Raw genomic sequence first — 6,627 nt, 5'->3', positions numbered from 1 at the left:
CCCGCGGCGAAGCCGCCGCCGGGCGCGTTGTGCCCCGAGAAGAGCAGGTAGATCGAGTACACGAGCATCGTGTGGAACAGCAGCCGCACGACGACCTCGAAGATGACGGACCGCCGCTGCGGCGCGAGCGTCTTGCCCGCGCTGAGCCACTGCCGGTCCCGCGACGACGACGAGCCGCCCTCGGCGGGCAGGTCGTCCCGACGGCGGCGCAGGACCGCCATCGGGTCCTCGCTGCCGCCCCACACCGCCCGGTCGGCGGGCGCGTCGCCCGCGCGGTAGATCGCCCCGCCGCGACGCGAGAGGAAGACGAGCGACGCGACGCCGGTCGCGGCGACCAGCAGCACCGAGATCTCGCCCATGGTGTCCCACGCGCGGATGTCGACGAGCGTCACGTTGACGATGTTCTTGCCGCCGCCGAACTCGACGGCCTCCTCCGCGAAGTGCTCGGACACCGGCGCGTGGACGCGCGCGTTCGGCACGACGAGCGCGATCCCGGCGACGGTCAGCCCGACCGCGAGGCCGACGCCGAGCCGCACCCACCGGCTCGCGGCGAGCGGCCGGTCGGAGAAGTACGGGGGCAGGCGGCGCAGGACCAGCACGAACACCACGAGGGTCACGGTCTCGACGAGCACCTGGGTGAGCGCGAGGTCGGGGGCGCCGTGCAGCAGGAACAGGCCGGCCACGGCGTACCCGCCGATCCCGAGCAGGATCACGGCCTTGAGGCGTCGGCGTGCACGCGCTGCCAGGATCGCCGAGGTGACCGCGACGGCCGCGAACACGATCTGCGCGGGGTTGTCCCAGCGCCGCATCGACTCGGGCACGCTCGTCTGCGTGATGAGGACGGTCGCGACCGACCCGACGAAGACGATGAGGATGATGCCGAGGTAGAGCGGCAGCGAACCACGCTGCGTGACGGCGGTGACGTCGGCGGCGAAGTCGTCGAGCCGGCGCATGAACTTGCGGTAGACGCTGTCGGCCTCGGGCCCGCGGTACAGCCCGGACTGCCACCGCTCGACGCGGGCGCGGGCGAGGAACAGGAGCGTCCCGACGCCGAGGATCCCGAGCGTGAGCCAGAAGACCGGTGACACGCCCGCCCAGAGCGTGAGGTGCCCGGGCTCGCCGTACGGGTACGTGTCGGCGTAGGGCGCGAGCAGGTGCTCGCCCAGCTGCGGCAGCAGCGCGACGGCCAGGCCGAGCACGGCCAGGATCATCGCCGGCCAGACCAGCAGGAGCGTCGGGTGCGTGATCGGCGCGGGGGTCGCGTCGGGCTCGGCGCCCTCGTGCAGCGCCGGTCCGCCGCTCGCGTCGGGCGCCGCGGCCTCGGGGATCACGGCGGGCTTCGTCGCGAACGCGCCCCACCACAGCCGCAGCCCGTACGCGACGGTCAGCGCGGACCCGACCGCGACCATGACCAGCACGATCGGGCCGATCGCCCCCTCGTCGAGGTGCGCGACGCCCTCGAGCCCCGCCTCCTTCGCGACGTACCCGGCGAACGGCGGCAGGCCGATCATCGACGCCGTGGCGAGCCCGCCCGCGAGCGCCGTGAGCGGCAGCTCCTTGCCGACGCCCGACAGCCGCCGCAGGTCGCGCGTCCCGGTCGCGGCGTCGACGACGCCGACCACGAGGAACAGCGACGCCTTGAACATCGCGTGCGCGCCGATCATCGCGAGGCCCGCGAGCGCGGTCGCCTGCGTGCCGAGGCCGACGAGCAGCACGATGAGGCCGAGCTGGCTGACCGTGCCGAACGCGAGCACGAGCTTGAGGTCGTGCTGCCGCAGCGCGCGGTAGCCGCCGAGCAGCAGCGTCCCGCCGCCGAGGACGACGATCATCCAGCGCCACACGGGTGCGGTCGCGAACGCGGGCGCGAACCGCGCGACGAGGTAGACACCGGCCTTCACCATCGCGGCGGCGTGCAGGTACGCGCTCACGGGGGTCGGCGCGGCCATCGCGGCGGGCAGCCAGAAGTGGAAGGGCAGCAGCGCGGACTTGGTCGCGGCGCCCAGCAGCAGGCAGACGATCGCGACGGTGGCGATCGTCCCGCCCGGCGGGTCGGCGATGACGGCGGACATCCGGTACGTGCCCGCGGCCTCGCCCAGCAGCACGAGGCCGACGAGCATCGCGAGGCCGCCCGCGGTCGTGATGACGATGGCCTGCATGGCGGCGCGACGGCTCGGCTTGCGCTCCGAGTAGTGCCCGATGAGCAGGTACGACGTGACGGTCGTGAGCTCCCAGAACACGAACAGCAGCAGCATGTCGTCGGCCGTGACCAGCCCGAGCATCGCCCCGGCGAACGCGACGAACACGCCGCCGAACCGGCCCAGCCCGTGCGCCGTCACGGAGAAGTACCCCGCGCAGTAGACGAGCACGAGCGCGCCGACGCCGCCCACGACGAGCGTCATGAACCACGAGAGGGTGTCGAGCCGGAACGTCAGCTCGAGGCCCAGCGCGGGGATCCACTCGACGACCTCGACCGGGCCGTTCCCGGCCTGCACCTGCTGCGTCCAGGTGAGCGCCCAGACCGCTGCGGAGGCCGGTGCGAGGGCCAGCACCCAGAACGCGCGACGCCCCAGCAGACGGACCAGGGTGGGCGCGACGACGGCTGCTGCGAGGTGCACGGTGAGCAGCAGCAGCACGCGTCCGGCTCCGTCCTGTCGGGGGCGGGTGGTCGGTCGGGAGGCTTCAAGGAGTTGGTCAAGATCCTATCAACCGCTTTCCCGTGGTCGTCCCACGGCGGCCGCCGCCACCCGTCTGCCGCACTCCCCCGACGGCCCCGTCGTGGCGCCCGGGTCGGCGCCCCACGCGGTCCCCGTGACGGGGTCGCCGGGGCATGAGGGGCGAGCGCGTGCCGCGTGCGTCCGGACGTCCCGTCAGGGCCGTCCGGGTCGCCGTTACGGTGTGCGCGTGAGCGTGCTGCAGTGGGTGTGCCTGGCGGTCGTCGTCGCCGCGACCGTGGTCGGCGTCGCGCTGTTCTCCCGGGGCGTCGTCGCCATCGTGCGGACCGTGCGCATCGGCCGCGTCGCCCCCGGCCGGTCCGGTCCCGTCGGCACGCGCCTCGCGACGCTGCTGCGCGAGGTCGTCGGGCACGGACGGTTCCAGCACCGGCCCGTCGTGCGCGTCGCGCACTGGGTGGTCATGGTGTCGTTCCCGCTGCTCGTGCTCACGCTCGTCGCCGGGTACGGGCAGGTCGTGTCGCCGACGTGGGCGCTGCCGCTGATCGGGCACCTGTGGCCGGTCGAGTGGGTGGTCGAGGCGTTCGCGTGGGCCGCGCTGCTCGGGATCGTCGCGCTGTTCGTCCTGCGGCTGCGCATCTCGCCGCGGGCCGCCGCGCCCGAGGTCGAGCGTCGCCGGTCGCGGTTCTTCGGGTCGAACCAGGCGCAGGCGTACTTCGTCGAGGCCACGGTGTTCGCCGTCGTCGCGGCCGTGCTGGTGCTGCGCGGCCTCGAGTACGCGCTGCTCTCGCAGGCCGGCGAGACCGGGCTCGGGCTGCACTTCCCGCTCACCGCCTGGTTCGGCGGCTTCTGGGCAGGCGGGTCGACGGCCGCGCTGGAGACGGCGGTCGTCGTGGCCGCGACCGTGAAGATCGTCGTGTCGATGTCGTGGTTCGTCGTCGTCGGCCTGCAGCCCACGATGGGCGTCGCGTGGCACCGGTTCCTCGCGGTCGTCAACGTCTACGCGCGCCGCGAGCCCGCCGGCGGTCCCGCGCTCGGGCCGCTCGTGCCGCTCACGCTCGCCGACGGCACGGCTGTCGACCTGGCCGCGCTCGAGGACCTGCCCGACGACGCCCGCCTCGGCGCGGGCGCGATCGAGGACCTGTCCTGGAAGCAGCTCCTCGACACCGCGACGTGCACCGAGTGCGGCCGCTGCCAGGACCAGTGCCCGGCCTGGGCGACCGGCAAGCCGCTGTCCCCCAAGCTCGTCATGCTCTCGCTGCGCGACCACGCCGCCGCCACGGCCCCCTACCTGCGCGCGACAGCCGCGGCGGGCGCGGTGACGGAGGGCACGGCGGCCCCGGTCGACCGCCGCGCAGCGGTCGAGGACGACCCGCACGCCGGCGTGGACCTGGTCGCCGCGGGCGTCATCGACCCCGACGTGCTCTGGGCGTGCACCACCTGCGGTGCCTGCGTCCAGCAGTGCCCCGTCGACATCGAGCACGTCGACACGATCGTCGACGTCCGCCGCTACCAGGTGCTCATGGAGTCCGCGTTCCCCAAGGAGCTCGGCGGCACGTTCACCAAGCTCGAACGGCAGGGCAACCCGTGGGGCCTGCCCGCGCGCGCCCGGCTCGACTGGGCCAAGGGACTCGACTTCGACGTGCCCGTCGTCGGTGCCGACGTCGAGTCCGCCGCCGACGTCGACTACCTGTTCTGGGTCGGCTGCGCGGGCGCCTACGAGGACCGCGCGAAGAAGACGACGCGTGCCGTCGCCGAGCTGCTGCACGCCGCCGGGGTGTCGTTCGCCGTCCTCGGCGACGGCGAGACCTGCACCGGCGACCCCGCCCGCCGCGCGGGCAACGAGCTGCTCTACCAGATGCTCGCGTCGCAGAACGTCGAGGTGCTCAACGAGGTCGGCGCGCAGCGCATCGTCGTGACCTGCGCGCACTGCTTCAACACGATCAGCCGCGAGTACCCGCAGCTCGGCGGCCGGTTCACCGTCCTGCACCACACCGAGCTGCTCAACACCCTCGTCGCCGACGGGCGGCTGGTGCCGGTGGAGCCGGGCGCCGACGCGGGTGCGGGTGGGGGCACGGTCGGCCAGCGGATCACCTACCACGACCCCTGCTACCTGGGCCGGCACAACCAGGTCTACACGCCCCCGCGCGAGCTGCTGGCCGCGATCCCCGGCGCCGAGCTCGCCGAGATGCCGCGCAACCGCGAGACGTCCTTCTGCTGCGGCGCGGGCGGCGCGCGCATGTGGATGGAGGAGTCCGTCGGCACCCGCATCAACGCGACGCGCGCGGCCGAGGCGATGAGCACCGGAGCCGACGTCGTCGCGACCGCCTGCCCCTACTGCACGGTCATGCTCTCCGACGGGGTCGCGGCGGTCGCCGCGTCCGACGGGGGCGCCGACGGCACGGCAGCCGCAGGTCCGGGCGCCGAGCCGGTCGGCACGGACGCCCCCGCAGGTCCGACCTCGCCCGCCGGCCCGGACCGCGGGCCCGCCGGCGGTGCGCCCGCCCGCGCGTCGGTGGGAGTCCCCGAGGTCGCCGACATCGCCGTCCTCCTGCGCGACTCCCTCCGCGCCCCCACCCTCTGACGCCCCGTCAGCGCGGGCCGTCGCCCGGTGGCGGGTCAGTCGTCCTTCGGCTTGGTGTACACCGCGTGCATCGCCGCCTTCGCCTTGTCCGGGAGGACCGCGGCGGCGGCCATCTGCATGCGGGCCTTGAGCGAGTGCACCTCGACCTTGTCCTTGCCCTTCATCAGCGCCTCGTACCCCTGCCGCGCGACGTCGGCCGGGTCGTCCTTCGGGCTGTCCGCGACGGGCGTGTCCTCCATGCCGGCCTGCTCGAAGAAGCTCGTGTCGGTCGGCCCGGGTGCGAGCACCGTGACGGTGACGCCCGTGCCCTCGAGCTCGTGCCGCACCGCCTCCGCGAACGAGGTGAGGAACGACTTCGACGCCGCGTACGTCGCGTAGTACGGGCCGGGCTGCGTCGCGGCGGTCGACGACGTCACGAGCACCCGCCCGGAGCCGCGCTCGACCATCGCGGGCAGGAGCGCCTTCGACAGCCGCACGGTCGACTCGACGTTGAGACGGATCGTCTCGAGCTCGCCGTCGAGCGGCGTCTCCACGAACCGGCCGCCCTGCGCCGTCCCGGCGTTCAGCGCGAGCGCGTCGACGGGCCGGCCGAGCGCGCGCACCTCGGCGAGCAGCGTCTCGACGCCCTCGACCGTCGACAGGTCGGCCTGGACCGCGCGCGTCGCGACCTCGCCGCCGAGCCGGTCGGCGACCAGGGAGACGTCCGCCTCCAGGGCCGTGAGGAGCAGGTCGAACCCGCCGTCGGCGAAGCACTGGGCGAGCTCGAGCCCGATGCCGCTCGACGCGCCGGTCACGACGGCGAGCGGGCGGGGCTGGTCGATCGGTCGGTCGGGCACGGCGGTCTCCTCGCTCATCGCGGGCCCACGCCGGTTTCCTCACGCAGACCGTCGACGCTAGGCGCGCCCACCCTCGCCCGCACCTCGGCCCCAGCCGACCCCCGCTCCTCGGGCGCCGGGCTCGACGACCCGGCGGCGTGCGGGGGTTTCCCCCACCCCCACCTCGTCGGGTCACCCGATGGATCGGGCAGCGCCGCGCGGGCGACGGTGGACGTGTCCGCATCGTCCGGTCCCTCCCGGCCGGACGTGCCCCCGACACCGGGCCACCGCCCGCGGAAGGAAGTCCCATGCGCAGCACCGCACCGACGCACCCCGCGACCCCCGACCAGCCCGTCCCCGAGGGGACCCCCTCGACCGCCGGCCCCGGCCCTCTGCGCCACCGGCGCGCCCTTCGCGGCGCGGCCGCGCTCCTCGCCGCGGGCGCCCTCGTCGGCGGCACGCTCGTCACGCCGGCGACGGCCGGAGCACCCACCGCCACGACCGGCGCACCCGCACCGGAGCAGGCCGACCAGGCGCGCGGGGGGCACGGTCGCGACGC

The 6,627-nt window shown here is 74.7% G+C and carries 3 protein-coding genes and 1 pseudogene; 2 read left to right on the top strand and 2 right to left on the bottom strand.

Features of this window, described 5'->3' with window-relative positions; all coding sequences use genetic code 11:
* Positions 1–2,633: Na+/H+ antiporter subunit A (locus CTKZ_RS20360; RefSeq protein ID WP_124344610.1), on the bottom strand; the 2,633-nt coding region annotated here is incomplete at its 3' end.
* A gap of 268 nt (positions 2,634–2,901) precedes the next feature.
* Between CTKZ_RS20360 and CTKZ_RS20355 the strand changes: the two genes are divergently transcribed.
* Complete coding sequence (locus CTKZ_RS20355) at positions 2,902–5,253, top strand: (Fe-S)-binding protein (RefSeq protein WP_124344609.1); 2,352 nt, start codon at positions 2,902–2,904, stop codon at positions 5,251–5,253.
* Between the two features lie 35 nt (positions 5,254–5,288).
* On the opposite strand, the gene CTKZ_RS20350 is transcribed toward CTKZ_RS20355, so the two are convergent.
* A complete protein-coding gene (locus CTKZ_RS20350) occupies positions 5,289–6,089 on the bottom strand; it encodes an SDR family NAD(P)-dependent oxidoreductase (protein ID WP_235843582.1) in 801 nt (266 codons plus the stop codon).
* A 287-nt stretch (positions 6,090–6,376) separates the two neighbouring features.
* Between CTKZ_RS20350 and CTKZ_RS20345 the strand changes: the two are divergent.
* Positions 6,377–6,627: pseudogene (locus tag CTKZ_RS20345) on the top strand (hypothetical protein); the annotation flags it as partial.

The organism is Cellulomonas algicola, assembly GCF_003851725.1.
GTDB lineage: Bacteria > Actinomycetota > Actinomycetes > Actinomycetales > Cellulomonadaceae > Cellulomonas > Cellulomonas algicola.
Note: the sequence above shows the minus strand (reverse complement) of the source record. Positions and strands in the feature narration are given on the sequence as shown.